29 protein-coding genes and 1 pseudogene are annotated in these 24,972 nt (G+C 47.0%); 29 read left to right on the forward strand and 1 reads right to left on the reverse strand.

Annotation, left to right across the window (positions count from 1 at the left end; translation table 11 throughout):
* Positions 1-7: 7 nt before the first annotated feature.
* The 28 genes and pseudogenes from WC515_05545 to WC515_05680 all read left to right on the forward strand — a co-directional run bounded on the left by WC515_05545 (position 8) and on the right by WC515_05680 (position 23,388).
* Positions 8-1,000, forward strand: coding sequence for a PD-(D/E)XK nuclease family protein (locus WC515_05545; GenBank protein ID MFA5146812.1), 993 nt, complete (start codon positions 8-10; stop codon positions 998-1,000).
* A 6-nt stretch (positions 1,001-1,006) separates the two neighbouring features.
* Entirely contained in the window at positions 1,007-2,086 is a 1,080-nt protein-coding gene (locus WC515_05550; protein MFA5146813.1) for a hypothetical protein, read from the forward strand.
* Positions 2,087-2,603: 517 nt separating this feature from the next.
* On the forward strand, positions 2,604-3,107 hold the full coding sequence (locus tag WC515_05555) for a mechanosensitive ion channel domain-containing protein (GenBank protein ID MFA5146814.1): 504 nt from the start codon (positions 2,604-2,606) through the stop codon (positions 3,105-3,107).
* Positions 3,108-3,133: 26 nt separating this feature from the next.
* Positions 3,134-3,457 carry a hypothetical protein gene (locus tag WC515_05560; GenBank protein ID MFA5146815.1) on the forward strand — a complete coding sequence of 108 codons (324 nt, stop codon included), beginning with the start codon at positions 3,134-3,136 and terminating at the stop codon, positions 3,455-3,457.
* A gap of 149 nt (positions 3,458-3,606) precedes the next feature.
* Entirely contained in the window at positions 3,607-3,774 is a 168-nt protein-coding gene (locus WC515_05565) for a PLD nuclease N-terminal domain-containing protein (GenBank protein MFA5146816.1), read from the forward strand.
* A gap of 396 nt (positions 3,775-4,170) precedes the next feature.
* Entirely contained in the window at positions 4,171-4,941 is a 771-nt protein-coding gene (locus tag WC515_05570) for a sulfide-dependent adenosine diphosphate thiazole synthase (GenBank protein ID MFA5146817.1), read from the forward strand.
* Between the two features lie 95 nt (positions 4,942-5,036).
* Positions 5,037-5,477, forward strand: coding sequence for an Rrf2 family transcriptional regulator (locus tag WC515_05575; GenBank protein MFA5146818.1), 441 nt, complete (start codon positions 5,037-5,039; stop codon positions 5,475-5,477).
* A gap of 215 nt (positions 5,478-5,692) precedes the next feature.
* Positions 5,693-5,917: a DUF2061 domain-containing protein gene (locus tag WC515_05580; protein ID MFA5146819.1), complete on the forward strand. Its 225-nt coding sequence runs from the start codon at positions 5,693-5,695 to the stop codon at positions 5,915-5,917.
* Positions 5,918-5,930: 13 nt separating this feature from the next.
* Entirely contained in the window at positions 5,931-6,641 is a 711-nt protein-coding gene (locus tag WC515_05585; GenBank protein MFA5146820.1) for a phosphoadenylyl-sulfate reductase, read from the forward strand.
* A 4-nt stretch (positions 6,642-6,645) separates the two neighbouring features.
* A complete protein-coding gene (locus WC515_05590) occupies positions 6,646-7,134 on the forward strand; it encodes a bifunctional precorrin-2 dehydrogenase/sirohydrochlorin ferrochelatase (protein MFA5146821.1) in 489 nt (162 codons plus the stop codon).
* Positions 7,088-8,008 carry a hypothetical protein gene (locus tag WC515_05595; protein ID MFA5146822.1) on the forward strand — a complete coding sequence of 307 codons (921 nt, stop codon included), beginning with the start codon at positions 7,088-7,090 and terminating at the stop codon, positions 8,006-8,008. Before WC515_05590 ends, WC515_05595 begins: the two co-directional genes overlap by 47 nt.
* A complete protein-coding gene (hemC, locus tag WC515_05600; protein MFA5146823.1) occupies positions 7,962-8,612 on the forward strand; it encodes a hydroxymethylbilane synthase in 651 nt (216 codons plus the stop codon). Before WC515_05595 ends, hemC begins: the two co-directional genes overlap by 47 nt.
* The gene (gene cobA / locus WC515_05605) at positions 8,602-9,345 is read left to right on the forward strand and encodes a uroporphyrinogen-III C-methyltransferase (protein ID MFA5146824.1); all 744 of its coding nucleotides are present in this window, start codon (positions 8,602-8,604) and stop codon (positions 9,343-9,345) included. Before hemC ends, cobA begins: the two co-directional genes overlap by 11 nt.
* Entirely contained in the window at positions 9,320-10,240 is a 921-nt protein-coding gene (hemB, locus tag WC515_05610; GenBank protein ID MFA5146825.1) for a porphobilinogen synthase, read from the forward strand. The genes cobA and hemB overlap by 26 nt, the downstream gene beginning before the upstream one ends.
* Positions 10,222-11,478 carry a glutamate-1-semialdehyde 2,1-aminomutase gene (locus WC515_05615; protein ID MFA5146826.1) on the forward strand — a complete coding sequence of 419 codons (1,257 nt, stop codon included), beginning with the start codon at positions 10,222-10,224 and terminating at the stop codon, positions 11,476-11,478. Before hemB ends, WC515_05615 begins: the two co-directional genes overlap by 19 nt.
* Positions 11,475-12,188, forward strand: a complete 714-nt coding sequence (locus tag WC515_05620; GenBank protein MFA5146827.1) for a hypothetical protein — start codon at positions 11,475-11,477, stop codon at positions 12,186-12,188. The genes WC515_05615 and WC515_05620 overlap by 4 nt, the downstream gene beginning before the upstream one ends.
* Before the next feature lie 41 nt (positions 12,189-12,229).
* Positions 12,230-13,246: a hypothetical protein gene (locus WC515_05625; protein MFA5146828.1), complete on the forward strand. Its 1,017-nt coding sequence runs from the start codon at positions 12,230-12,232 to the stop codon at positions 13,244-13,246.
* Complete coding sequence (locus tag WC515_05630; protein ID MFA5146829.1) at positions 13,236-13,865, forward strand: hypothetical protein; 630 nt, start codon at positions 13,236-13,238, stop codon at positions 13,863-13,865. Before WC515_05625 ends, WC515_05630 begins: the two co-directional genes overlap by 11 nt.
* A 35-nt stretch (positions 13,866-13,900) precedes the next feature.
* Positions 13,901-14,230, forward strand: a complete 330-nt coding sequence (locus WC515_05635) for a DNA-binding protein (protein ID MFA5146830.1) — start codon at positions 13,901-13,903, stop codon at positions 14,228-14,230.
* Positions 14,227-15,411, forward strand: coding sequence for an ABC transporter permease (locus WC515_05640; protein ID MFA5146831.1), 1,185 nt, complete (start codon positions 14,227-14,229; stop codon positions 15,409-15,411). The genes WC515_05635 and WC515_05640 overlap by 4 nt, the downstream gene beginning before the upstream one ends.
* 3 nt (positions 15,412-15,414) lie before the next feature.
* Complete coding sequence (locus tag WC515_05645; GenBank protein MFA5146832.1) at positions 15,415-16,110, forward strand: ABC transporter ATP-binding protein; 696 nt, start codon at positions 15,415-15,417, stop codon at positions 16,108-16,110.
* A 13-nt stretch (positions 16,111-16,123) separates the two neighbouring features.
* Positions 16,124-16,732 (forward strand): lysophospholipid acyltransferase family protein, encoded by a 609-nt coding sequence (locus tag WC515_05650; GenBank protein MFA5146833.1) that lies wholly within the window; start codon positions 16,124-16,126, stop codon positions 16,730-16,732.
* A gap of 23 nt (positions 16,733-16,755) precedes the next feature.
* Positions 16,756-17,067, forward strand: a pseudogene (gene mscL / locus WC515_05655) (large-conductance mechanosensitive channel protein MscL).
* 30 nt (positions 17,068-17,097) lie between these two features.
* The gene (locus WC515_05660; protein ID MFA5146834.1) at positions 17,098-18,294 is read left to right on the forward strand and encodes an MFS transporter; all 1,197 of its coding nucleotides are present in this window, start codon (positions 17,098-17,100) and stop codon (positions 18,292-18,294) included.
* Positions 18,295-18,515: 221 nt separating this feature from the next.
* Positions 18,516-20,693 carry a trehalose-6-phosphate synthase gene (locus WC515_05665; GenBank protein ID MFA5146835.1) on the forward strand — a complete coding sequence of 726 codons (2,178 nt, stop codon included), beginning with the start codon at positions 18,516-18,518 and terminating at the stop codon, positions 20,691-20,693.
* A 13-nt stretch (positions 20,694-20,706) separates the two neighbouring features.
* Entirely contained in the window at positions 20,707-21,531 is an 825-nt protein-coding gene (gene otsB / locus WC515_05670) for a trehalose-phosphatase (GenBank protein ID MFA5146836.1), read from the forward strand.
* Positions 21,509-22,180: a DUF5752 family protein gene (locus WC515_05675; GenBank protein ID MFA5146837.1), complete on the forward strand. Its 672-nt coding sequence runs from the start codon at positions 21,509-21,511 to the stop codon at positions 22,178-22,180. Before otsB ends, WC515_05675 begins: the two co-directional genes overlap by 23 nt.
* A complete protein-coding gene (locus tag WC515_05680) occupies positions 22,177-23,388 on the forward strand; it encodes a glycosyltransferase (GenBank protein ID MFA5146838.1) in 1,212 nt (403 codons plus the stop codon). Before WC515_05675 ends, WC515_05680 begins: the two co-directional genes overlap by 4 nt.
* A gap of 134 nt (positions 23,389-23,522) precedes the next feature.
* Here WC515_05680 and WC515_05685 read toward each other — a convergent pair whose 3' ends face one another.
* On the reverse strand, positions 23,523-23,720 hold the full coding sequence (locus WC515_05685) for a hypothetical protein (protein ID MFA5146839.1): 198 nt from the start codon (positions 23,718-23,720) through the stop codon (positions 23,523-23,525).
* Positions 23,721-23,836: 116 nt separating this feature from the next.
* Here WC515_05685 and WC515_05690 point away from each other — a divergent pair, with 116 nt between their 5' ends.
* Entirely contained in the window at positions 23,837-24,826 is a 990-nt protein-coding gene (locus WC515_05690) for a PAS domain S-box protein (GenBank protein ID MFA5146840.1), read from the forward strand.
* The last annotated feature ends 146 nt before the right edge of the window (positions 24,827-24,972 follow it).

A 24,972-nucleotide genomic window follows, 5' to 3' on the forward strand; every position in this document is an offset into this window, starting at 1 on the left:
ATTCAAGTTGCTAAAGAAAGTAAGCAAAGACGAAGATCAGCTTTCCGCGGCTTTTGGTTTTTTGCTTAAAGAGGATAGTGAGATTCTGCGTCATTTCTTAAGCAAATTAGGGATTCAGCTTAATAAACAGGAACTAAAAAGAGTTGATATCGAAACGCTAGTTCCATATGTGTTTAAATCAAAAACTAGTATTATTGATCTCCAGTTAGAGATACCGGGCAAATATCTTATTTTTCTTGAGTCGAAAATAGTTCCAACCAAGACCGAGAGAATCATAGCTCAAATTAAGCCTTATAACGATATTCTCAGGCATAAAGAAGATGGGTACGAAGGCGGTACGCACTTAGTATATGTGGCGAAGGATTCGATAGATAAGCGGCAAATAGATAGCATACAAAGAAGCTTGTGTAGAAGCGCTAATGAATTTGAATTCTTTTCATGGGAAAATCTGTTAGCGCTAGTGGTGAGTTGTAAAAGAAAAAATAGGCGACTAATAGAATTATTTAGTGATTACATAGGAGACGCTATGCATAGTAAAAAAGTTATAAATGAGCAAAAAATCAAAAACATATCAGACGTTCTCGTCGTATTTACAAATCCCGCATTCTGGCAAATGACTCTCCAAAGAAATATAGTAGTGCAAAGCCGAAGTGGTCCTGATGCTCGCTACATAGCATTCCTTAGAACGCATTTACCTCGGGAAAGAAGCGGGATTACACATATAGCCGAAGTTGATTATACAGAATTAAGGCCAAGAAATGAGATGTTTGAAAAGGTAGACAAGGAAACAAGGTGTCAACTCGAGCAGCATATGAAAGCTCGAGATATCGATCTTGAAGGCCTACACAAAGCTTATATCCTAAAGCCAGGCTCATTAAAAAAGCTGCATCATAAAATTGATCATTACGGATCGGGGCCAATGGTTAAGTTTAGCGCAAAGATGGGTGACTTACTATGCGCGAAAACCACCAAAGATATCAAAAAAGGTAAAAAAGTATAAATTCCTATGTCGATGAATAAAATAGCATGTTTCATAGCTATGGCTTTCGACCATCCTGATACAGACAAAATCTACGATAGTATTTTGTTACCCATGTTAAAAAGCAAGAATATTGCTGCTCGAAGGATTGATCGCATACAGCATAATGATGATATTACTACTCGAATTATAGAAGAAATTAATTCTGCAGACTTTTGTATTGCAGACTTAACATTCGCGCGACCAAGCGTGTATTATGAGGCTGGGTATGCAGAGAGAGGCATACCCGTTATCTATATTATGCGAAAAGATCATTTTAAGCATAAGCCGGAGGATGAGCACGGTAATTTTAGAGCGCATTTTGACGTACAGGTAAAGAATATTATACCGTGGGTTAGTTACAATGACGCTGTCTTTAAAAAGAAGCTCAGGAAAAGAATAGAATACATAATGAGGCCCATTGAGAAGATGCGGAAAGAAATAGCAGTTCTAGATAACGAAAAACTTCATTTTGCTTCTTTATCGTTATTCGAAAAAGTTCAATATTGTAAGACAGAATTAGAAAGTTATTTTAGGAAATATAAATTTCATAAGTTTCCTAGAGAAAGGGAAGGGGATAGGCATAGTACTAGAGAAGAGAAAAGAGATGCGCAGTATTTAGTCAAAGGGCAAACTGGTTTTTATTCCGATAATCTGGTTTTTTGGAAACCATCCAAAAGTATTCTTCGCAATATTGGGTCTCACTATACCTACTGGTTTGGTGTAGGGAGTATTTATAAAACAATCCTAGAGAAATGCAGGAAGAATATCACTGGTCTCATATATTTTAGTGTAATAGTTTCTCCTAACAAGGTTTTAGCTAGTAGTATCGCAGAAGCCCTGAGTGGATATAGAAATGCAGCCTATAAAGATCTAAAGTACTTTTTTGTTGATGTTCGTAAAGAGCCGATCGAAATATCGAAAAATAAGACAGTCAAACTGAAAATAACCTCTCTATTCATTGTAATAGATAATGTTCAGTCCAAGCGAGATTTATCGCTAAAATATAACCAAATATTTGATTTTGTTGTTGATCAATCCGATAGGCTATTATCGAGAAGGTATTAGTATGTTGAAATGTCCACCTATTTGAAGAGGACATTAGCTATCAATTTGTATCTAAAAGAGTTGCATCATTCCTGGACAAAAAAGACAGGACAAATCGGACATTTTTCATAGGGACCATACTATGAGAATAGCGGAATTTCATTGATAACAAGGGTATTTCGGCTATAATAGATACTTGAGGATTTACATAGGTCTGTCCCCAGGTGAGAAGGGGAGCGACCCCATCCGCCTTCGCATTCAAGGCGTAAAGTGACAGAATGCTTCGGCGGATTTTATCCGCCATAGCCATCATGCTATAATATGCTGAAGGCGACGGCGGATGAGCCCGCCGAAGCATTCTGTTGCGCTCCGTTGAATGCGAAGGCGGGCCACTAAACTTCGTCGGATTGACTAATAATCTCGATCGACGCATCGAAGAACACGACAAAACCTCGAGCGCACATTAACTCATGCGAGTGGGACCCCAATTTTAAGAACCCGTTTAATTCAACCGGATAATTAAGAAGGGAGGGTTGTTATGCAGGCAACGTTAGATAAGGTATATGGCTATATAATACAGTATGGCTTAAGCTTATTAGCGGCCATATTGATCTTTGTGATCGGTAAATGGGTCGCTAAAATTGTCGCCGGCCTTATCGAGAAAACGATGCAGAAATCAAAGGTGGAAACTACCCTCGCCTCGTTTGCAAAAAATATGATTTACTATGCAATACTGATATTTGTGATAATTGCCGCTCTCGGCAAGCTCGGTATACAGACTAGTTCCTTTGTCGCAATTATCGGCGCGGCAGGCTTGGCTGTAGGTTTGGCGCTTCAGGGATCACTTGCGAATTTTGCGGCGGGAGTTATGATCATCATGTTTGAACCATTTAAAGCGGGCGATGCTATAGAAGCAGGAGGGGCAAGTGGTACGGTCAAGGAGATTCAGATATTCAGCACGATCCTGACAGCCGAAGATAAGAAGATCATCGTGCCGAATTCCAAAATTACCGGCGATAAGATAGTAGTACACAAAAAATAAAATTCGGTAACAGAAAGGAGGCAACCATGATGAAAAGGATAGCCGTATGGATCATAGCAGTTATGTTTTTTGCCGGCACGACGCCGATATTTGCTGCAGATGAAAGCAAAGGCGGCCCCGATCCCAACAAAGAAGCATATGAACACGCCAGTGAAAAAGCAAGATTTAAGAGAACTGAAGATTTGAAGGATAAAGATGCTATAAAAGCCGCAAAGAAAGCAGAGAAGGAAGCGGAAAGAGCCAAGAGGGAAGCCGAGAAGGCAAAAAGAAAGGCCGAGAAAGAAGCGAAGAAAAAACAAAAAGAGATGGAAAGAAAAGCTAAGAAGACGAAGAAAGAATTTGGTAAATAAAATTTTCATGGAGGGCATCAGGAAGCGCGCGCATTGCTCGAGAAGGCAAAGAACGCATTAGCTGCGCAGGCGAAAGCTAAGATGGAAGATGTGAAGAAACAGCTCGGCAGTTTTGGTAAGTAACATCCGAAATCGAAGAGGAGGTAGCTATGGGGGCATTGATAGGGCTTGTTGTATTGGTATTGGATATTATTGCTATCGTTGATGTCGCGAAGAGCTCCGTAGATACAGGGAAAAAAGCGTTATGGATCATATTGGTGCTCGTATTGCCTGTTATAGGCATGGTCCTCTACTTCCTGATCGGAAAGAAGAAATAGTTTAGGATCGTTTTAGTAGAATGGCAAAATGTCCGCCTATATATCCAAAATTTTTTGCTGCTTGAAATAAAAATGATTTCGTGATTTAATAGGAACGTTGTTATGTGGGGAGGTCGTAAAGCGGCCTGAGAGTTCCGCACGCGCTCTTCAAGCGCAGAGCGGATTACCCGATGAACCTGATTCTGCTATGCCCGTCACCGGTTAGGCGGTGGTAGGGCTTCGCAGGAATCATTACTACGAAGCTCAAAGCCGGATGGCTTTGAGCGAAGTAGAATGATCTGGATAATACCAGCGGAGGGAGAGGGGGCATGAGAACTGATAACCTTTATGCGATCGGCATAAGGGTTTTTTATTTTTCCGCAGCTATTCTCCGGATCTACTGAAATAGGGGGGGATATGTTTAAGAAGATAACGGAGTCTCAGGTAAGCAGGGCTATCGTAGGTGAGTTTACCAAGTGGTTTAATGAGTATATCGTTTCTGACGTTATGGTGGTAGGTGGCGGCCCCAGCGGCCTTATCGCAGCGCGCGATTTAGCTAATGCAGGCCTCAAAACGCTTATCATAGAAAGTAACAACTATATAGGAGGCGGCTTCTGGATCGGTGGTTATTTTATGAATACCCTGACCTTCAGGGCTCCGTCAGACACTATCCTTGATGAATTAAAGATAACTTATAAAGAGGTAGAGGACGGCTTATTCGTTGCGGATGGTCCTACCGCTTGCTCAAAGCTTATCTCCGCGACTTGCGATTCAGGCGCTAAAATACTGAACCTGACCAAGTTTGACGATGTTGTCCATCGCAATAACAGGGTTGAGGGTGCGGTCATTAACTGGTCGCCGGTCTCAGCCCTGCCAAGGCAGATCACCTGCGTAGATCCTATCGCCTTGGAGTCAAAGGTTGTGATTGATGCCACAGGCCACGATGCCTGGGTAGCCAAGAGCCTTGAGAAGAGAGGGCTCTTAAAGATCCAGACATACGGGCCTATGGATGTGTGTACATCGGAAGATCTCGTGGTCGAAAAGACAGGCGAAGTATATCCGGGCTTATATGTCATGGGTATGGCCGCGGCCACCGTTTATGGCATACCCCGCATGGGTCCCACGTTTGGAGGGATGCTCTTCTCCGGCAGGAAGGCGGCAGGAGAGATAATAAAAAGATTGACCTAATCCCGAACAAAATATTTTAAATAAAGAGTTGACATATCTCAAAAATGGTGTATACTCTACTATGTTAGTAGAGATAGTAGATATGGGAGGTTACTATGCGAGTAACATATAGAGGAGATTATGCCCTTAAGGCAGTTCTCGATTTGGCCCTGAACTATGGCAAAGATGTAGTGACGATCCATGAGTTGGCCAAACACATAGACGCGCCTATCAAGTTCCTGGAACAGGTCCTGCTGGATCTGAAGAAGGGCGGTTTTGTGGAGTCCAGGCGCGGCAGTGTAGGCGGCTATTTATTATCCAGGCCGCCCGGTAAGATAACGGTGGGAGAGGTGATAAGATTTATCGATGGTCCCATAGAGCCCGTTTCATGCGCAAGACAGGGATATTCCAACTGTGGCGATATGCATAAATGTGCGTTTAGAAAGGTGTGGCAGGATGTCACTAAGGCGACTTCAGATATTATCGACAACGTGACTTTTGAAGCCCTGGCTTTCGAGGTCAGTATGGCCCAACAAATACCGGCTTATTCTATTTAGAGGAACAGCGAGATGACAGTTTATTCTTACAGTATGATGATGTGTAGTATGGACATGCGATGCCCTCGCGGCGCGGAGGGACATTTTATGCGATAGAGTGTATTATCACATAGGAATGATCAACCCGCTGCTTGAGGGCAAATTGTAAAGCAGCGGGTTTTTTGTTGAAAATAAATGATATAGATTGTGAGCAGTAGAAATGAGGAGGGCTTTTCGTGATTTTTGATAAGCATTGGCGCAGCATAGCTAAAGCCGCATCCTGGAGGTTGACCGGTACAATCGATACAATAGTTGTATCGTGGATTATTACAGGTCATTTCAAGATGGCGCTTTCGATCGGGTTCGTCGAAGTTTTTACGAAGATAACCTTGTATTATCTCCATGAGCGGTTCTGGAACAGGGTGAAGGCTGGACGTGTCGTTGCCGACTATCAAATATAAAAAGGAGGATAAGATGAGTATTTTGGACAATAAATATGATTTGAAGCATCTGGTGGAAACATTGAACTTCAAAGAAAAGGTGGAAAGATCAAAGCAGTTGATAAAGGAAGCCTATGCGCGTTATGGCGATGGGCTCGTGGTAGCGAATTCGCTAGGAAAGGATTCCGTCGCCGTATGGGACCTTGCAAAACGGGTGAATACAAAAATACGAGGGTTTATTGTCACAACAAGGTTTAAGCCTAAAGAAACAGTGCGGTTCATGGATGAGATCGTAAAAAAATACCCTGAGACGAAGGTGTATAAGAACGATCTTCCGATTGCGGATAAGCTCTACGAAACCGATCCGGACAGGTGTTGCGATATATTGAAAGTAGAACCGGTAAAACGCGCAATAGAGGAGATGGGTGTCAATTGTTGGGTTACGGGCCTTCGTTGCACCGAGGGAAGGACGCGCACCGATTTCCAGGAGGTAGAGGAGAGAGATAAGGGGTTGATAAAGCTCAATCCGATACTGATCTGGAAAGAACGGGAGGTCTGGCAGTATCTGGCTCTCTACAGGGTGCCCGTTAATCAGCTTTACGCGGAAGGCTACCGGTCACTCGGCTGCTCTCCGTGTACCAAGATCACGAACGACGACAACGAGCGCGCCGGCCGCTGGATAGGTACATCGAAGTGCGGTGGCGAGTGCGGTATACATACTAGACCTTTGAAATCAAGGAAATGATTGAATGAAATGCTATCCGATAGCGGTAAAGATAAACGATAAGAAAGCTATAGTGGCCGGAGGAGGAAAGATCGCGACACGCAAAGCCTTGTCACTGATAAGTGCCGGCGCTTGCGTTACGGTAATCGCGCCCGAAACAACGGAAAGACTGCGCGGTCTGGTAAAAATGGGCCGTATCAAATGGGTAAGACGGCTGGTCAAGAGACAGGACGTGAAAAGTGCGTATATGGTGATAGCGGCCACGTCGGACAAACTTGTTAACAGAGAAGTGAGCGCATGGGCGCGCGAAGAAAGAATGCTGGTAAATGCAGTGGACGATCCGAAGTGGAGCAATTTCGTATCACCGGCCGTGTTAAAGAAAAAGAGAGCGATAGTAGCTGTTTATACTGATGGGAGGGATCCGGTATTGAGCCGGGATCTCAAAAATTTTCTGAAGGAGCACTGGGATGTATTTCTATCTTATAGGAATAGACCACAAAATAGCGCCCATTGATATACGGGAAGCCGTATACTGGAAACGGGCAGAGATAAACGGATTTTTGGCGGAACATACCAAGGGCCGCGCAGAAACATTTTCTACCTGCAACCGTTTTGAGGTCTACGGCACTGCCGAGAACGCCGCTGATGTAGAAAAGACGGCCAATGCTTTAAAAAGCCGCTTCGCTCCGCTCTTTAAAAGGGCCTATGTTTCCTATGGCGAAAATAACGTTTTAAGGCATTTGGTGCGTCTTGCCGCAGGCCTTGAGTCCGAGATCACGGGAGAGCTACAGATATATAGACAGATAGGCACCTGGGCAGGCCGGCAGGATTTCCCCGAAGCCTTAGGCAACCTGGTACACGATGCATTGTTGGCAGCCCATGATATAAGGATGAAGAACGGGCTGAATAAGCCTGAAAAAAATATAGCAGTTCTTATATATGACAGGATACTGACAGAGCTGGAGCTTGATAGGCCTTTAAATATAATCGTGATAGGTACGGGAAATATCGCAGCTCTCTTTACCGAATATAAGCCGCACTACGCAAGGCTCTCTTTTGCGGCACGCAAGAATATCCTAAAGGCCTCCGGCCTTGCGGAAATGTCCGGCGGTGCCTCATTTTTCTTAAAAGAATTGCCAGGCCGCCTTGTGGATGCAGATGTTTTAATAAGTGCTACGGCAAGCCCGCACAGGATTTTGGGTAAGAACTATTTTTTGAAGATAGCGATGTTGCGCAAAAAGGACTTATATGTTTACGATCTCGCGCTGCCACGCGACATAGAGCCTGCTGTAAAGGATGTAGAGAGGATCGTATTGAGAAACATGGATGAGGTAACTTTAAATGCTGACGTTAAAAATAGGCACGCGTCCGAGTCCTTTAGCCGTTAAACAGGTTGAAGAGATAAAATCTCTTTTGCCGTCCGTGCGTTTCGAGGTGATGAGGATTAAAACGCGCGGGGACACGGACAAGACCTCATCTCTGGCCGGCAGGGAGGACAGTGACTTCTTCACGCGCGAGATCGAAGAGGCCCTACTGGATGGCCGGATCGACGCGGCGGTGCACAGCGCCAAGGATCTTGAGACTGTAATGCCCCGCAAATTGTGCATAGCGGCTACAACGCGCTCGATCAGCCATTTCGAATGCCTCGTATCGAGAGAAGGCCTTACTTTAGAAAGGCTGCCGGCCGGAGCCATTGTCGGAACGAGCAGTCGTAAACGTAAAGAGGCTGTTATTCGTTTCAGACCTGATCTAGTCGTAAAAGACATACGAGGCAACATCGATGAAAGGCTGGAACAATTGGATAGCGGGAAGTTTGACGCTATTATCGTAGCGCATGCCGCATTGATAAGACTTGGGCTTGAACACAGGATCACGGAGATTATACCAAGACAAATCATAGAACCGCACCCTCTGCAAGGCAGCCTGGCAGTCCAGGTGCGTACTGACAGGAAAGATCTGTTAAGGGTCTTCAGGGGTATAGATGCTAACTAAGAATGGTAAGGTATATATAGTCGGGGCAGGTCCAGGAGACCCGGAGCTTATTACGGTAAAGGCCGTAAAGGCTTTGAATAAGGCCGATGTTGTCATATATGATTTTCTGGCGAATACCGGGTTGCTCACTTTGGCTAAAAAAAGATCCGAGAAAATATGTGTGGGTAAATCGGACGGCTTCCATCTTTTAGAACAGGGCGCGATAAATAAATTGCTGTTCGATAAAGCAAGGAAAGGCAATAACGTAGTACGCCTGAAGGGCGGCGACCCTCTCGTCTTCAGCAGGGGCGTTGAAGAAACGCTCTATTTAAGAAAGAAAGGTGTAGATTTTGAGATCATACAGGGTATAACGTCCGCATTCGCGGCCCCGGAAAGCTTCGGGATCCCGTTAACGCGTAGAGGCATATATTCCTCTGTTGCCGTTCTGACGGGAAGAAAATCAAACGGCAAGCCGCTTGACGCGCCGGAGTGCGATACTCTAGTATATCTGATGGCGGTGGCAAATATAGAAAATGTCATCAATGCTGTGCTCAGATCCGGCAGGAGCAGGAAGACCCCGTGCGCTTTTATCGAAAGAGCGACTACAGGTAAAGAGAGGATCGTAGAAGGGAATCTCGCTAATATAACGAAAAAAGCGAAAGAAGAGCAGGTCAGGTCTCCGGCAGTATTTATTGTCGGAGGCGTCGTGAAGTACGGGAGGCGGCTATATGGCCATAAGTATAAAAACAGATGATCTGATCTGTCCATATTTTGTGACCGGCGGCAAAGGTATAGAAGAGAGGATAAGGTCTTTTCCCGGGCAGTTCAGATTTTCCATAGATAGGTTGGCGAAAGATATGGATGGGCTTGCCGGTTCAGGCATAAACAAGGTATTGATCTTCGGTGTTCCTGCCGGTAAAGATGGACAGGGAAGTTTCGCGTATTTGAAAAATAACATAGTCAGCTCGGCTGTCCGGGAGATAAAAAAACGCTTTCCTCGGTTAAAGGTTATGACGGATGTCTGCCTGTGCGCCTATACGAACCACGGTCATTGCGGGATACTGAAAGGACGAGATAAACAAATTGACAACAAGGCGACGCTCGAAACTCTTTCAAGGATCGCGGTGGCGCATGCAGAGGCGGGCGCAGATTATGTAGCTCCGTCAGCGATGGCAAAAGGACAGGTCAAAGCTATACGGAAAGCTCTGGATGGAAACGGGCATAGGAAGACGAAGATAATGGGGTATTCCGCAAAATTTGCGTCTAATTTTTATGGCCCATTCAGGAATGCGGCCAAATCAGCCCCTGCATTCGGTGACAGACGCGCCTATCAGCTTAATTACCGGGACAGGAAAAATGCCTTGCGCGAAATAGGAGATGATATCGGGGAAGGCGCGGATATTGTTATGGTCAAGCCTGCCCTCAGTTATCTCGATATCATCAGAGAGACACGATCAGAGTATAGTATACCGCTTGCCGCCTATAACGTGAGCGGAGAATACGCTTTTGTAAAGCATGGGGTCAGGCAAGGCCTATGGCGCGAGAAGGAGATAGTATTCGAGATAGTATCCTCGATAAAACGCGCAGGCGCGGATCTCATCATTACATATCATGCAAGGGATATAGCGCGATGGCTAAAAAAACCGTAAATTCAAAATTATTCAGGACGGCGCAAAAATATCTGGTGGGCGGCGTGGATAGCCCTGTGCGCGCCTTCAATTATGTAGACCGTGATCCGATTATAATAAAAAAAGGCCGCGGTTCAAAGGTCTATGACCATGATGATAATGAGTATATCGATTACGTGCTTTCGTGGGGAAGTCTAATCCTGGGACACGCGCTACCCGAGGTCGTGAATGCGGTCAAAGCTACCGCTTGCGGTGGTTTTAGTTTTGGAGCCACTAATATAAAAGAAGTAGAATTAGCGAAATTTATACGTGCGGCAATACCATTTGCCGAGAAGATCAGGTTTGTCAACTCAGGCACAGAAGCCGTAATGGGCGCAGTAAGACTTGCTAGAGGTTATACAGGAAGAGACAAGATTATAAAGTTTGAGAACGCTTATCACGGCCATGCAGATTACCTGCTTACTAAAAGCGGCTCAGGGCTTGCGACGCTTGGCATCCCGTCAAGTGCGGGTGTCCCCAGGGATTTCACCAAACACACGATCGTTGCGCCTCTTAACGACATCACGGCCGTAGAAAGTATCTTTAAAAGATCGGGCAGCTCGGTCGCGGCTGTATTGATTGAGCCTGTCGGCGGTAATTACGGCGTTATTCCGCCGGATATAGATTATTTAAAGAGACTGAGAAAAGTGACTGCAAAATATGGGGCACTATTGATTTTTGATGAAGTCATCACCGGTTTTCGTTTTGGATTTGGTTCGGCCGCCCGGAAATTCGGCGTTATCCCTGACCTTATCGTGCTGGGCAAGATCATAGGAGGGGGCCTGCCGATTGGCGCATACGGCGGCCGTGAAAAGATCATGAGGCATCTGGCGCCAATCGGTGCGGTATACCAGGCATCGACGTTTGCAGGCAACCCAGTCGTGGCGCAATCAGGTCTAGCAACTCTCAAGGCGCTTAAGAAAAAGGAGGATAATTACGGGAAGATCGAAGATCTCGCAAAATACCTTGTCATGAATATATGGAGGATGGCTGGAAAATATAATGCGGTCTTAAAGATCGATTCATATGGCAGCATCTTCAGCCTTAAGTTTGCAAAAAAGAGCGATTTCAAGCTCTTCTATAGGACTATGCTGGAGAAGGGCGTGTATCTGGCGCCTTCTGAGTTTGAGGCAAACTTTCTGTCGTTCGCGCATACCAAAAAGGATATCGAAAGCACCATAAAGGCCGCCGACGCGGCATTCAGGAGGATCATAAGATGACGCCGGAGAATATCGATTACGATGATCTAAAAAAACGCGGCTTCTTAAAACAAAAACAGGAGGGATTCTTTGTTTTAAGGGCCAGGATGCCGGCAACCGGCGTATTTTCCGACGCACAACTTACGGCCCTGGCCGGGATATCGCGAAGATACGCCCGGGGGATCGTGCATGCCACGACACGGCAGGGGCTCGAGATACCGTTTGTTAAATATGAGGATATAAAAGCAGTCGAAAATGAGACCGTTTCAGCCGGCATCGATACAGGCACATCAGGGCCGAGGCTCAGGGTGACAACGGTATGCCCCGGCAATAACTGGTGCAAACAGGGTCTCGTAAATACATTTTCTCTGGCCTCCAGAATTGAAAAAGAGTTGGGCTTGAAGTGCGGCTTAGGCTTGCCTCATAAATTTAAAATAGCTATATCCGGCTGTCCCAATGCCTGCACGCGGCCGCAAGCCACCGAAATAGGGGTACATGGCCAGTTTGATAGCGCGGCGAAAGGGATCGGCTATATAATCTATATCGGAGGCAGCGGAGGCAGGACACCCAGGACCGGCATTAAACTTGATAAAATTTATACTGAAAACGAGGTCTTGCATATTATAGAAAAGGCAGCAAAATTTTATAAAGATCATGCCAGATCAAGACAGCGGCTCGGGGCATTGATCGAGGAATCGGGGAAAGACGATTTTCTAAAGGAAATATGTTAATATAGTTTGTCGCTCTACCATCATAGAGATATAATATATGTATGAAACTCCAAAATAGATCGCTTTTCATTGCAGTGGTTACTTCGCTGTCTCTCAATGGCACGGTGTTCGCCAGCGATTTCCTTTTCTATAAAGAACTCAATCTTATTGGCGGACATTCTCAAAAGAAGGGCTGGGTTGGGCATACACAGGAATTATCGAATTCAGCCGGGTTCGAGCATTTCGGAAAATTTTCCAGTGATTATGGCGATTTCTTGACAACCGATTTACAGGTTCGCGGCGCTTATGATCCCAATCAGCCGTTCAGCGATGCCGTGTCATGCGAGATCCATAACGCCTGGGCGGAGTACAGGGCAAATAACGCTCTTAAGATAAAGGCCGGGCATTTTGAGCCGGCGTTCGGATTAGAACAGGTGATAGACGTTCATAGCACAATCCTGCAGACCTTGGCGATGGAAAACATTGGGTTTACCAGGGATTGGGGAGCAGGGCTCAGGGGTTCATTAGCCGCATTTGACTATTGGGTGGCCTTGACGCTCGGTTCGGGGATGAGCATACGCAGGATCGACTCAAGCTATCTTGTTTCGGTCCGCGTAGGAACGCCGGCCGGGAGAGAATTTCAATACGGTGTTTCGGCCCTTTACGGAAATGCACTGGAGACGGAAGGGATGTCTACGTTTCCCAAGAATCGTCTTTTATCGAACGAGGCGATGCAAAAACAGCGGATAGGATTCGATCTTCTTTATAATTGGAATTCATTCATCCTTAAAGGAGAAGGAGCTTTTGGCGTAAATAATAATAATAATGTGATGGGGTATCTGGTTGAAGCTGATTATACGCCGCCGAAAAGTCAAAACTGGGAATTTGAAATGCAATTTAAGTCTTTCGTGAATGACCTGGGTGCGAGTCGAACGGATGACTCTACGCTAAGCGTAGGGATTTCATATAAATCAAGCCAGGCAATCACGCTTCGCGCCGCGTTTACCCATGACCTTAACCAATATCACAAAGAGAGGGACACCGGATTTACGGTGCAATTCTATTACTATGGAAAATAAAGCGCAGGGAGTAATGTCCATAATCCTGATCAACGTTTCAATTATAAGCTTCGTTTACGGTATTTCTTTTGCAGCAATCGGTTGTGAGCTGAATGACCCTGATAGGGATATTCAGAAACTTTTCCCGCAATCGACCGGCTATAAGACAGACTATTTCACGATACAAGAGAAAGGCGGGGAGAAGTTAAAAAAAGAGGTTGAAGAAAAGTTGGGCGATATATTTGATCCCGTTTATGAAAGTCTGGATGTTCCATACTCATATTATACAGTTCTTAACGGCAAAGACGTCATAGGATATGTGCACGGAGTTAACCAGAAAGGTATTTTTGGTACGCTACAGATAATTCTTGCCACTGATCCTAGCGGCAGGATAATCGGTTTTTATTATCAGAAGATATCTTCTCCGGAGGCTCAGAAATTCAGAGGCAATGCTTTTACAAACCAGTTCGTTGGTCTTACTCTGGCGGACTTTTATCAGTCCAGTGACCCAAATGGTAAAGTGGCAGCAATAAAAGACCCGGCAGAAAAAAATCACGAGGATTTTAAAGCAACGGTCAGGGGTACAAAGAAGAACCTTATCTTGCTCGATACATTTCTTTTAGGAGGTGCGCAAAAATGAGTATAAAAAATTTAATTATACGGGTATCAATATTTATGGTTATCGCGGCAATCACCGGTTGCGGCCGACTTGAGACTTACGGAGAGAAGATCTCAAACCGGAATGTTACCGCAATAAAAAATATAGTCATGCACCCGCAGGATTATGAAGGTAAGGCGGTAACTGTGGAAGGGAGGATAGCTCTCGTATGCGAGACAGGGTGCTGGTTTAATCTGGAGGATGAAGGGGCTGCGATATATACAGATCTTGCGCCTTCAGGGTTCGCCATCCCGCAGAATGTCGGCAGGAAGGCGATCGCGGAAGGCAGGATATCGATAGAATCCGGCAAATTGATATTGACCGCAAGAGGGGTGGAGATACGATGAATATATTTTCAGTTTCCCTTAAAAATCTGACGCGGAAAAAGGTCCGCACGGTTTTGACCATCGGCGGCGTGGCGATAGCCATAGCGGTCCTGGTCAGTCTATGGGGATTCGATACGGGTTATCAAAGGTCGCTCAATAACGACATCGATAAGATGGGTTATCAGGTGCTGGTTACCGCGAAGGGGTGTCCTTATGAAGCCGCGACTCTGATGCTGCAGGGCGGCGGCGGATTGCGTTATATGGACGAAGATGTCTATAAACGGATATCGAGCGATACCAGGATCGATAAGATAACTCCTCAGCTTGTGGCAACAGCGTATGACCCCGGAAAACAGTCCGGCAGCGGCGGAATATCGCTATACATGGGTGTAGCGGATTCATATTTAACCCTGAAGCCGTGGTCAAAGTTCAATTCCGGAAAGTGGTTTTCAAGTGATAATGCCGATGAAGCCATAATGGGTTATGAGGTCGCCGAATATGAACAGCGTTCCGTAGGAGATAAGATATTCATACCGGGCAGGAACGAGGTGCTTACCGTTGTCGGCATCTTTGAAAGGAACGGCACACAAGACGACGGAATCATATTTTTACCGCTCAACGTAGCCCAGAAGATATTCGAAGTCCCGGATAAACTGACGGGAATAGGCATAAAACTGAAAGATATGGCCCAGTTGTCGAAATTCGAGGAAGACCTGTATAACGAACCCGGGATACAGGTCATCAGCCTTGCTCAGGTAAAAGGGACAATTCTTAATCTTGTCTCATCGGCTAAAGCTATGACGGGCTCGATCGCATTGATAGCCGTTATCATTGCTGTCATAGGGGTTGTAAATACGATATTGATGTCAGTATTCGAACGCACCGGTGAAATAGGCGTTATGAAAGCTATCGGCGCTTCCCGTCTGGATATATTCAAGATCATATGGGTGGAGACGACGCTCATCTGTATCTTCGGAGGCGCTCTGGGAAATATAATAGCTTTATTAGGCGGCAAGACGATCGAGTATGTGCTGAAATCGGTATTGCCATACGCTCCCAAAGGCCATCTCGTCGTTATCACGCCGCATATACTAACTCTTTCATTCTTCGGCGCGGTAATCATGGGACTCGTTGCGGGTCTTTATCCGGCTTTCAGGGCGTCTTCCATGAAGCCCATAGAAGCTATTCGAAAGGGGGAATAGCTTATGCGAAAAACCATTATAAAAGCCTCAGGATTGAAGAAGGTTTATATACGCGGTACCGAAGAGGTCTATGCTGTGAATGGTATCGGCCTGGAGATACATGACGGTGATTTTATCGCGCTTATGGGCCCGTCCGGGTCAGGTAAAACAACTCTCTTGGATCTTATAGGCTGCCTGGATAATATTTCTTCAGGCAGGCTTGAGGTGTTCGGGAAAGATGTATCGAATGTGAAAGAGCATGATCTGGTTGGCCTGAGGCGCGGCCACATAGGATTTATATTTCAGGATTTTCTGCTAATACCGAGTTTAACAGCTATTGAAAACGTAGAACTTTCTCTCTATTTCGCGAGGCGCCCGCAGGAAAGGAGAAAACTGCTGCAGCTATTCGAAAAGGTCGGCCTCGGGCATCGCGTTGATCACTTGCCAAAGGAGATGTCCGGCGGAGAAAGGCAAAGGGTGGCAATCGCCAGGGCACTGGCAGTGTCTCCAAAATTCCTCATTGCAGATGAGCCGACAGGAAATCTTGATACCAGAAGCTCCCAGGAGATATTCGATATTTTTAAAAAGATAAACAAGGAAGAAGGCTTAACAATAATTTTAGCTACTCATAATCCTAAGCTCGGCTTCCAGGCCGATCGTATAATCTATTTGAAGGACGGAAAGGTAGTTTCTGAAGAAGAATCAAGTTTGAAAATATGAAAATTCGAGAAATATGTTCTACTTTATGATCCGCTGGGCTGCCGTTATCTTCTTTAAACTGTGCCTATGGGCCAAGGTTTATGGAAGTGAGCACATACCCGCCAAGGGGGCGTTCATATTTGCCGCGAACCATTCGAGCTATCTCGATCCGCTTCTGATGTCGGCGTCCACGAGCCGGCCGCTCCATTTTATCGCCCGCGACAAGCTGCTGTCTTATCCGCTGATGGGTTGGGTCTTAAAGCACGCTAACACGATCCCGGTCAAAAGACACGGCGGGGACTTAAGCGCGATAAAGAATTCGCTGCGGTTGCTTGCAAAAGGCAAGGTTCTCGCCATCTTCCCCGAGGGTGTCCGGACTAAGGACCGAAAGATACACCGGGCGAAATTCGGTATCGGGATGCTTGTGTACATGGCAAAAGTGCCCGTCGTGCCCGCGTACATAGAAGGCACGTTTGACGCATTGCCGCGCAGAGTGAGAACGTTCAAGCGCCGTCCCGTGAGGATATATATCGGCAAACCGATCTATTTCACGAAAGAATGTGCCGGAGAGCAGACCAGAGAGGCATATCAACTGATAAGTGATGAGATCATGCGGGAGATCGCAGGGCTTGATCCTCGGTAAAATAGTCATAAAGGAGGTGCTGTGTGTCTATAGTAAAAGAGTTCAAGGATTTTGCGATAAAAGGCAATGCGGTGGATATGGCGGTGGGTATTATAATAGGGGCTTCTTTCGGTAAGATCATCAGCTCTTTGGTCAACGACATAATCATGCCGCCCCTGGGGTTATTGATCGGCGGGGTGGATTTCAAGAACCTCAAGATAATCCTTAAGGCAGCGACCGATAATGCCCCGGCGGTCTCCATTAATTACGGGCAGTTCATAAATACGACCATCGATTTCCTGATCGTGGCATCCGCCATTTTTGTGGTGGTTAGAGGCATCAGCAGGTTAAAGAAATAGACATAACACCCGGCGCAAGGAGCAGGAATGGATCTCGCAGGACGGAAAACGGATGATAGGTCCGGCCTGAGACGGCTGGCCTATCAGTTCATCATCCTGATGGGGCTTATCAGCCTTTTCGGAGATATCGTCTATGAGGGGGGCAGGAGCATAATAGGGCCTTACCTGTCTACGCTGGGCGCGAGCGCCGCTATAGTAGGCCTCATAGCAGGTATAGGCGAATTCGCCGGTTATTTCCTCAGGCTTCCATTCGGCTATTTAGCCGATCGCAGCAGGGCCTACTGGCCGTTGACGATACTGGGCTATGGTCTGATCCTGGCCGTCCCATTATTGGGCTTTGCCGGCTCATGGCAGATCGCCGCGGTCTTTATCATCGCGGAGCGTCTTGGTAAAGCGATCAGAAGTCCGGCAAGGGACGCCATGCTTTCCTATGCTACCAAGCATGTAGGAAGGGGTTTTGGGTTCGGGCTTCATGAAGCGATGGACCAGATCGGCGCCATTATCGGCCCGCTCTTTTTCAGCGCCGTCTTCCTTTTAAAAGGCAGTTACAGGCAGGGTTTTTCTATTTTATGGGCGCCGGCCATATTGGTCTTGCTTATTCTCATGATCGCGAGGAGAAAGGTCGCTTCTCCGCAGGAGCTGGAGATGCCCCGGGAAACGGCCGCGGATGTGAAAAAGGAAAAACTCCCGCACCAATTCTGGATATATGTAATATTCATCTTCTTGAGCGTGGCCGGGCTTGTAAATTTTCCGCTTATAGCATATCACATCAACGCGAAAAATGTCGTTGCCACGTTCCAGATACCTTTATTGTATGCGGCCGCGATGGCCCTTGACGGCATAGCCGCCCTTATTATAGGCAGGATCTATGATAAGGCCGGGTTAAGGTCGCTCATGGTGATCCCTTTCATAACGTTCCCTGTATCTTTTTTGGGGTTTTCCGGAAGCTATGGTTCAGTGGTGGCAGGTATAGCGCTCTGGGGCATAGTGATGGGGATACATGAAACTATCATGCGTTCTGCCATAGCGGACCTGTCGTCTCTACGACAGAGGGGGCTTGCCTACGGCGTCTTCAATACGGTGTACGGGCTGGCCTGGTTCGCGGGAAGCGCAGCGGTAGGTTTTTTGTATGAGATATCCCTGCTCTATGTCATACTTTTCGCCGCTGTCATGGAGATGATGGCACTCGTCACATTTTTCTTTTTCAAGAAGCGAACGTTGTAAGAATACATTTGCAGACGCGATCTTACATGATATAATATACAAAAGAGCATAAGCGGTCTTGAGATGCGCAGGCATTTCAGGAGGTTGGGGTATCAAGATGGTCGGGCCGCCATCTTTCGGGGTAAAACCCGGGAGGGCGGTTTTTTTATTTCGGAGAACTTATAGTGAGAAGGCTCCTTTTATTCATATTACCGATCCTTTTTATTGTTACGATAGCCTTTATGGGATTCGGCATATTCCAGGTAAGGTCCGAAGAGACGCGGCTCTTTGACGATCTGATGAGGAAGGCCAGGGCCGTGGCCGAGAGCATGGAGCTTTCAGTGAAGCACGCGCTTGTAAATAATAATCTGCGCGATGCCAGGTGGCTGGTTGAAAAATTCCAGAAGAGAGAGAGGTCGCAGGGATGCGTTATCTATGACAAAGACGGCAATGTCATTGCCATCACCGACAGGTTTTCGGAATGGAAGGAGAGGTCAAAACCTTATATAAAAGACGCCATTGCGGATAAGGATGCCAGGGGAGCGGTTGAGCAATTCAAAGATTACAGCGTCTATAGTTATGTGCTTCCTATAAAGGATGACGAAGGGAATACCGTAGGGGCAGAAGAAGTTTTATATGATACGTCATATGTCTTTACACAGCTGGCCGAATTGTGGCGGCGCCTGAGCACGGTCCTGATAGCCCTGGTCGTGTTCATCGTGTTGATCTCGCTCCTGGTGCAGCGTCAAATATTTACCGCTCCCGTAGAGCAGCTTACCGAATGGTTCAAACGTTTTCAGAAAGGCGAAATAGATATAGAACACCCTATCAAAGAAAAGGGTGAGCTCGGTAAATTGGCCAGCGAGGTAGAACAGGCCGCGCTCAGTATAAGAGTAGCCCGGAAGGCGGCAAGCGAAGAGGCCACCCAAAGGATACAAAAAGAGGACCTGTGGACCGACTCTAGATTAAAAGATGTGGTGAGGTCGAAGCTGGGTGAGAACGCCCTCTTCATCGTGTCGAACAGGGAGCCGTATCTTCATATTACGAACGAGATCACGGGACGGCCGGAATGTGTCCGCCCGGCCAGCGGCGTCGTAACCGCGCTTGATCCCATAATGCGTGCCTGCGGCGGGACGTGGGTGGCTCACGGCAGCGCCAATGCCGACAGAAAATTCGTCAATTCCAAGAATAAGCTCGGTGTCCCGCCCGGGGATGACCGTTATATCCTGAAGAGGATATGGTTGACCAAAGAAGAGGAGGACGGTTATTACTATGGATTTTCGAACGAAGGGCTATGGCCGTTATGCCATATTACTTACACGCGGCCGATATTCAGAGAGCCCGATTGGCAAACGTACAGGAAAGTCAACCAGAAGTTCGCGGATAGCATATTGGAGGAACTGCCGGCCAAAAATCCGTTCGTATTTATCCAGGATTATCATTTTACGCTCCTGCCCCGGATGATAAAGATGAAGAGGCCCGATACTACCATTGCGCTTTTCTGGCACATACCGTGGCCGAATCCAGAGGTATTCTCTACATGCCCTTATCAGGCGGAGATCCTGGACGGCATGCTGGGATGCGATCTGATAGGTTTCCATGTCCAGTACCATTGTAATAATTTCATAGACACGGCAAACAGGTTATTGGAATGCCGTGTCGACGCCGAAAAGTTCAGCATAGTACGCTCAGGCAAAGAGACGCTGGTGCGGTCTTTTCCGATCAGCGTGGATATAGGAATAAGCTCAAGCGTCGCTCAGGATGAAGAAGATGAGATGGACAGGATACGCAAAGAATTCGAACTTGACGGTAAGATAGTCGCCATCGGGGTTGACAGGATAGATTATACAAAAGGCCTGGCAGAGCGCATGATAGCGGTGGACCGCTTCATCGAAAAATACCCGTCTTATAAAGGCAGATTCGTCTTTATCCAGTTAGGGGCCCCCAGCCGGGTACATATAAAAAGGTATCATGATCTTATGGGGGAGCTTGATGAGCTGGCAGAAAAGATCAACTGGAAGCATATGAGCGATGAATGGAAGCCCATCATATACCTTAAACGCCACTTCTCGCCGGAAGAGATAAAACCTTTTTACAGGATCGCCGACATATGTATCGTGAGCTCACTCCACGACGGGATGAACCTTGTCGCGAAAGAGTATATCGCCGCGAAGAACGACCTGAACGGCAGCCTGCTATTGAGCAGGTTTACGGGTGCGGCAAGAGAGCTCACGGATGCCATCCAGATCAACCCATACTCTATAGAGGAATTCGCCGACAGTATCAAATTGGCTTCGGATATGCCTTTACCGGAGAAGGAAAGGCGCATGGAGAATATGCGTAATATCATCAGGGAAAATAATGTCTATCGCTGGGCAGGAGATATCATCACAGAGCTGGCAGCTCTCAAAAAACCATAAGCACGTATCCGCTATGAAATACTTTTTTGACGAATGGGATGCATTAAAGGAGATGCTGAAAAAGGACCGCATCTTCCTTTTTTTGGATTTTGACGGCACGTTGACGCCCATAGCCGATACCCCGGGACAGGCCGTCCTTCCCAAAAAAACGAAAGAGCTGCTTAAGGCCCTGTCCGGGAACGGCCAATTCCGCGTTGCCATAGTAAGCGGCAGGGCATTGGACGATGTAAGGGAAAAGGTGGGTCTGGACGGCCTTATTTACGTCGGCAACCACGGCCTCGAAGTGTATGATTCGAGATTGCGTTCCAGATGGATGATGCCGCCGCGCGTCAAAAAGATGTTTGCAGAAATAAGAGATAGGTTAAATGAGACCTTCGCGGAAACAGAAGGGGTATTGATCGAGGACAAGGAGTTTACCATAAGCCTGCACTATCGTTTGGCGCATCTGGAAGACGCGGTCATAAACGGCATGTTCGATAAGGCGACAAGCCCTTACCGGGCCGAAGGGAAGATAGACATAGTGGCCGGCAAAAAAGTTTTTGAAGTGCTGCCCGCCGGTGTGGGACGAAAAGGCAAGGCCGTAGTTGATATTTTCCTGCAGGAACACCCGGCAGCAAACCATATGAGCGCCATACCCGTCTATATAGGAGACGATGAAACGGACGAAACCGCGTTCGAAGAGACCAATGACAAAAAAGGGATCACCATAAGGGTGGGGGCAGGCAACAGGACGGCCGCGTCTTATTATGTCAATGACACGGAAGAGGTCGTAAAATTGCTCGGAATGATATTAAAGATCAAAAAGGGCGTTTCGGATGCCGATCCCGGAAAAAGCTAAAGAGCCGTTCGTATTTTATACGCGTCTTCACCTGTCGGAATTGACGGGGCGCAAAGCGTCCAATCTCAAACAGCTCGTGGATATTATAAGGGTCATGCCGGAATCGTCGATCTATCACCATACCCACCGTTTTTTACAGCAGCACCAATATCTCTCTCCGGAACCCCCCAACGACTTCGCCTACTGGGTGACGAGCGTTCTCGGAGAGGAAAAATTAGGGGAGATGCTCGCCAGCATAGATACGGTCCAGTTTACGACGATCCGGGAACTGCAGGAAAAGATCATCTCCACGATCGAGAGATATCTGATATCCAACCCGGCCGCCGCCGGAAGATCTGTCCATAAGAACGAAGAGTTTCATTTTATGAAATCAGTCAGCTTCATATTACCCACACAATATGCGGCAACCGACCTGGCAGAGTTTGTCGGGATATTGAAAAAAGCGGACCTGGACTCGATATATTTTCATATCTTCGAAGCGCGTCTCAGGCTCGGCAAAAAGACGAACGATTTCTCGAATTGGATAGAGACGTCGCTCGGCAACAAAGAGCTGGCAAATAAGATATTGAAACTGGATCCCTATACTTATACGCTGGAAGATCTGCGTAAAACGATAATACAGATCGCAGAAAAGAGCATTAAAAGATGACAAGGATCGACGAATACGTCCCGATCGTAGGACAGGCGGTCATAAACGACCTGAGGTTGCTTGCCGAAAGGCTGGAGGGCAGGAAGGTCCAGCATATAAATTCGACCGCGGTCGGCGGCGGCGTCGCTGAGATATTGAGCCGCATGGTCCCGCTTTTGCGGGAACTCGGCGTCGATACCCGTTGGGACGTGATAAAGGGCGGCGAGAAGTTCTTTGAAGTCACCAAGAGATTCCATAACGCGCTGCACGGCAAAGAAGAGAAGATAGACAGCGGCGACTTCGTCACTTTCATGGAGACGGGGCAGCGGAATATCGACGAAATGGATATATGCGGCGATATAGTATTTGTCCATGATCCGCAACCGGTAATGCTTGTAAACAAAAAGTCAGAGAACAAGTGGATCTGGCGCTGCCATGTGGACGTATCGGACCCGGACGAGGTTGTATGGAAGTTTTTATGCGATTTTATAGTGAAATATAACGCCGCCGTATTTTCCGCGCCTGAATTTGCCCAGAAATTACCGATAAGACAATTCCTGATCTCGCCTTCTATCGATCCCCTGAGCGATAAGAACAGAGAGCTCCCGCAGGAGGTCATAGATAACGCATTGAAGAAATATGGTATCGATCCCGATAGGCCCATGATCACGCAGATATCGCGTTTTGACCGCCTTAAAGACCCGGTCGGAGTGATAGAGGCTTATATGAACGTTAAAAAATATACAGATTGCCAGCTTGTGCTGGCGGGGGGCGGAGCGGCCGATGACCCCGAAGGCGTATCGGTATATGAAGAATGCAAAGAGATCTCCGCGAAAGATAAAGATATACACATCCTTTGGCTGGCTCAAAACGATATTGAGATAAACGCGTTGCAGCGTGCCTCAACCGTCATCGTGCAGAAATCGATAAAAGAAGGCTTTGGCCTGACAGTTGCGGAAGCTTTGTGGAAAGGAAAGCCTGTGGTGGCTTCTCATGTAGGCGGTATCCCCTTACAGATAACGCATAAATATTCGGGGCTTCTTTGCCATTCGATCGAAGGCGCCGCTTTCGCTATAAAGCAGCTTTTAAACAGCCCCGGCTACGCGCAAAAATTGGGTAAGAACGGCAGGGAACATATAAGGAATAATTTTTTGATCACACGCCATCTCAGGGAGTATATGCTTTTGTTCCTTTCCCTATATCATGATGAGGATGTGGTCCGCCTGTAATTTGGCTCTATGCAGTTGAAACCGTGACGGTCTTTTTGGTCAAGGCGAGGTGCTGGTGGACGTGGCAGTATACAGAGAAATTATAGATACTGAGCAGGCGTTTGCAACTGGTCAGCCTGCAGAACCTCCGTTTTTTATTGAACCTTATTATCTTGGCCATATAGCGGTTGATCCGGTACGGCAGATGCTGTCTCATCCGGGAGCTGCGCCGGGGCATCGGCGGATGGCTGTTTATTCTTTTTATCCAGTTTGCGCTGCATCTTCTCTTCTTTCTTCTTCTTCTTGATCAGCTCCCTCTTGTATTTCCGGTACGAGTAGTTATCCCTTGCCATTGTCTTATCCTTTCCTGTATGGTATATATTATACAGGTGATCAGGGTATTAAGATACAAGTTTAATATAAAATCCGGGGTGGCATCCGCACCGGGCTTTAATATGGGGGTAAGGCCATGAGACAGGAAGAGAGGACCAAAGAAGAGCTTATCGAAGAGATAAAGCTCCTGCAGAAGCGTATAGCGGAGATCGAAAAGCCGGATGACGGGCGCAAGCAGGCTGAGGAGAAGCTGCGCGCCAGCGAAAAACGTTTCAGGGCGCTGTTCGAGCAGAATAAAGACGCCATATTCGTCGCGGACCCGCAGACCAGGATGCTCCTTGACTGTAACTTGCAGGCCGAAAAGCTGACCGGGCGTTCGAGGGAAGAGATCCTGTCGATGCGCGCCGATCATCTTCATCCAAAAGAGGCGGTGGATGAAATAATGGCCGTATTCAAAAGGCAGGCTTCCGGAGATGATGTGCTCGGGGAGTCGTACGTTCTCACCAAAGACGGGCAGAAGACCCCGGTATCCATAAACACGGCCATTATCGAGATAAGCGGCAAGCAGTATCTTGTCGGGACGTTCAGGGATATCACAGAGCGCAAGAAAGCGGAGGAGGCGCTCAGGGAACAGGAGAAGTTGCTGAACGACGTGGGAGATATCGCAAAGATCGGCGGGTGGGAGATGGACATCGAAACGGGGAGGGCGACATGGACAAAGGGGACCTACGATATCGTGGAGATAGGGTATAACAGACCCATCCCCGGCCTGTACAAGCACGTGGACTACTACCTCCCGGAATATCGTGAGATGGTACAGGAAAAGATAGAGAGGCTTATAGAGACAAGGCGGCCCATGCAGTTCGAGGCGGAGCTCAGGACCGCGAAAGGCAATATCAAATGGTGCAGGGCTGTCGGCGAGGCGCTTGTTAAAGACGGAAGAGTCGTTAAGCTGAGAGGCACCTTTCAGGACATTACAGAGCTTAAAAAGATCGAAGAGGAGAACATAAGGCATATGCATGAGCTGGAAGTCTTTTACAAGGCAAGCGTAGGCAGGGAAGAGCGCATCATAGAGCTTAAAAACGAGGTGGAGAGGCTTAAGAAGGAATCCGGGAACGGCCGGTAGGCCTGATGTATGCGAAATAGATATACCGGCAGAATGATCTTGATTTTTACAGGATATATGTTAAAATATAAAAAATAATATTACAGAGATTCCGAGTTTTGAGGTGGGTCTGGACTAAGAGAATAACGAGAAACCTTTGTTTGTAG

The sequence above is a fragment of the Candidatus Omnitrophota bacterium genome (assembly GCA_041650805.1).
Taxonomy (GTDB): domain Bacteria; phylum Omnitrophota; class Gorgyraeia; order 2-01-FULL-45-10; family 2-01-FULL-45-10; genus JBAZKM01.

Bases quoted from the DNA above. Each gene is read 5' to 3' on its own strand.
- WC515_05675 (MFA5146837.1), top strand. From the start codon at position 21,509: ATGCCGATCCCGGAAAAAGCTAAAGAGCCGTTCGTATTTTATACGCGT.
- WC515_05585 (MFA5146820.1), top strand. From the start codon at position 5,931: ATGAGTATTTTGGACAATAAATATGATTTGAAGCATCTGGTGGAAACA.
- WC515_05635 (MFA5146830.1), top strand. From the start codon at position 13,901: ATGGTTATCGCGGCAATCACCGGTTGCGGCCGACTTGAGACTTACGGA.
- WC515_05590 (MFA5146821.1), top strand. From the start codon at position 6,646: ATGAAATGCTATCCGATAGCGGTAAAGATAAACGATAAGAAAGCTATA.
- WC515_05550 (MFA5146813.1), top strand. From the start codon at position 1,007: ATGTCGATGAATAAAATAGCATGTTTCATAGCTATGGCTTTCGACCAT.
- WC515_05620 (MFA5146827.1), top strand. From the start codon at position 11,475: ATGACGCCGGAGAATATCGATTACGATGATCTAAAAAAACGCGGCTTC.
- otsB (MFA5146836.1), top strand. From the start codon at position 20,707: ATGAAATACTTTTTTGACGAATGGGATGCATTAAAGGAGATGCTGAAA.
- WC515_05560 (MFA5146815.1), top strand. From the start codon at position 3,134: ATGATGAAAAGGATAGCCGTATGGATCATAGCAGTTATGTTTTTTGCC.
- WC515_05650 (MFA5146833.1), top strand. From the start codon at position 16,124: ATGTTCTACTTTATGATCCGCTGGGCTGCCGTTATCTTCTTTAAACTG.
- WC515_05630 (MFA5146829.1), top strand. From the start codon at position 13,236: ATGGAAAATAAAGCGCAGGGAGTAATGTCCATAATCCTGATCAACGTT.
- WC515_05685 (MFA5146839.1), bottom strand. From the start codon at position 23,720: ATGGCAAGGGATAACTACTCGTACCGGAAATACAAGAGGGAGCTGATC.
- WC515_05595 (MFA5146822.1), top strand. From the start codon at position 7,088: ATGTATTTCTATCTTATAGGAATAGACCACAAAATAGCGCCCATTGAT.
- WC515_05625 (MFA5146828.1), top strand. From the start codon at position 12,230: ATGAAACTCCAAAATAGATCGCTTTTCATTGCAGTGGTTACTTCGCTG.
- WC515_05615 (MFA5146826.1), top strand. From the start codon at position 10,222: ATGGCTAAAAAAACCGTAAATTCAAAATTATTCAGGACGGCGCAAAAA.
- WC515_05660 (MFA5146834.1), top strand. From the start codon at position 17,098: ATGGATCTCGCAGGACGGAAAACGGATGATAGGTCCGGCCTGAGACGG.
- WC515_05575 (MFA5146818.1), top strand. From the start codon at position 5,037: ATGCGAGTAACATATAGAGGAGATTATGCCCTTAAGGCAGTTCTCGAT.
- WC515_05555 (MFA5146814.1), top strand. From the start codon at position 2,604: ATGCAGGCAACGTTAGATAAGGTATATGGCTATATAATACAGTATGGC.
- WC515_05640 (MFA5146831.1), top strand. From the start codon at position 14,227: ATGAATATATTTTCAGTTTCCCTTAAAAATCTGACGCGGAAAAAGGTC.
- WC515_05690 (MFA5146840.1), top strand. From the start codon at position 23,837: ATGAGACAGGAAGAGAGGACCAAAGAAGAGCTTATCGAAGAGATAAAG.
- WC515_05665 (MFA5146835.1), top strand. From the start codon at position 18,516: ATGGGATTCGGCATATTCCAGGTAAGGTCCGAAGAGACGCGGCTCTTT.
- hemC (MFA5146823.1), top strand. From the start codon at position 7,962: ATGCTGACGTTAAAAATAGGCACGCGTCCGAGTCCTTTAGCCGTTAAA.
- cobA (MFA5146824.1), top strand. From the start codon at position 8,602: ATGCTAACTAAGAATGGTAAGGTATATATAGTCGGGGCAGGTCCAGGA.
- WC515_05565 (MFA5146816.1), top strand. From the start codon at position 3,607: ATGGGGGCATTGATAGGGCTTGTTGTATTGGTATTGGATATTATTGCT.
- WC515_05570 (MFA5146817.1), top strand. From the start codon at position 4,171: ATGTTTAAGAAGATAACGGAGTCTCAGGTAAGCAGGGCTATCGTAGGT.
- hemB (MFA5146825.1), top strand. From the start codon at position 9,320: ATGGCCATAAGTATAAAAACAGATGATCTGATCTGTCCATATTTTGTG.
- WC515_05680 (MFA5146838.1), top strand. From the start codon at position 22,177: ATGACAAGGATCGACGAATACGTCCCGATCGTAGGACAGGCGGTCATA.
- WC515_05645 (MFA5146832.1), top strand. From the start codon at position 15,415: ATGCGAAAAACCATTATAAAAGCCTCAGGATTGAAGAAGGTTTATATA.